Source organism: Streptomyces aureoversilis (assembly GCF_042657885.1).
Lineage (GTDB): Bacteria > Actinomycetota > Actinomycetes > Streptomycetales > Streptomycetaceae > Streptomyces > Streptomyces aureoversilis.
Genome location: NZ_JBHSKJ010000074.1, coordinates 1 through 844, shown reverse-complemented (window position 1 = coordinate 844; position 844 = coordinate 1). Strand labels below are relative to the sequence as shown.

Sequence of the window (844 nt, the reverse complement as noted above, 5' to 3'; positions counted from 1 at the left end):
CGCGCAGGGCCGCGTCGAGACCGGGCGCGTCGACGTCCGCGTCGGTGGTCAGGACGACCAGCATGGTCGCCAGGCCCGGGGCGAGCATGCCCGCGCCCTTGGCCATGCCGCCCACCGTCCAGCCGTCCCCCTGCACCACGGCCGTCTTGTGGACAGTGTCCGTGGTCTTGATGGCGATGGCAGCCTTCTCACCACCGTGAGCGGAGAGCCCGGCTGCCGCCTTCTCGATACCGGGAAGCAGTTTGTCCATCGGCAGCCGCACGCCGATGAGCCCGGTGGACGCCACGGCGATCTCGCCCGCACTGTGCCCCAGCACCTCAGCAGCCTTCTCGGCAGTGGCGTGGGTGTCCTGGAAGCCCCCGGGCCCGGTGCAGGCGTTGGCGCCCCCGGAGTTGAGGACCACGGCCGAGACCTGTCCGCCCTTGAGGACCTGCTGCGACCACAGCACCGGCGCGGCCTTCACCCGGTTCGAGGTGAAGACGCCCGCGGCGGCCAGGCGGGGGCCCTGGTTGACCACGAGGGCCAGGTCGGGGCTGCCGCTCTCCTTGATCCCGGCCGCGATGCCCGCCGCCGTGAATCCCTTCGCTGCCGTGACGCTCACTGCATCTCCTCGTTCGCCCGGTTGCTCGTCGTGTTCTTGGCCGTGCCGCACGGCACCAGCCGCGCCAGAAGGGTCGCTATGACCCGGCGGACGCTCATGGCGCCACTCCCGTGGCCGGCAGGCCCAGCTCCTCGGGGAGGCCGAGGGCGATGTTCATGCTCTGCACCGCGCCACCCGCGGTGCCCTTGGTCAGGTTGTCGATCGCACTCACCACGACGATCCGCCCGGCCGCCTCGTCCAGCG

Annotated in this window: 1 protein-coding gene and 1 pseudogene; both read right to left on the bottom strand. The window is 71.8% G+C overall.

Annotation, left to right across the window (positions count from 1 at the left end; translation table 11 throughout):
- Positions 1–601: bifunctional ornithine acetyltransferase/N-acetylglutamate synthase (locus ACFPP6_RS36465; protein ID WP_382051145.1), on the bottom strand; the 601-nt coding region annotated here is incomplete at its 3' end.
- Between the two features lie 94 nt (positions 602–695).
- Positions 696–844, bottom strand: a pseudogene (locus ACFPP6_RS36460) (N-acetyl-gamma-glutamyl-phosphate reductase); the annotation flags it as partial.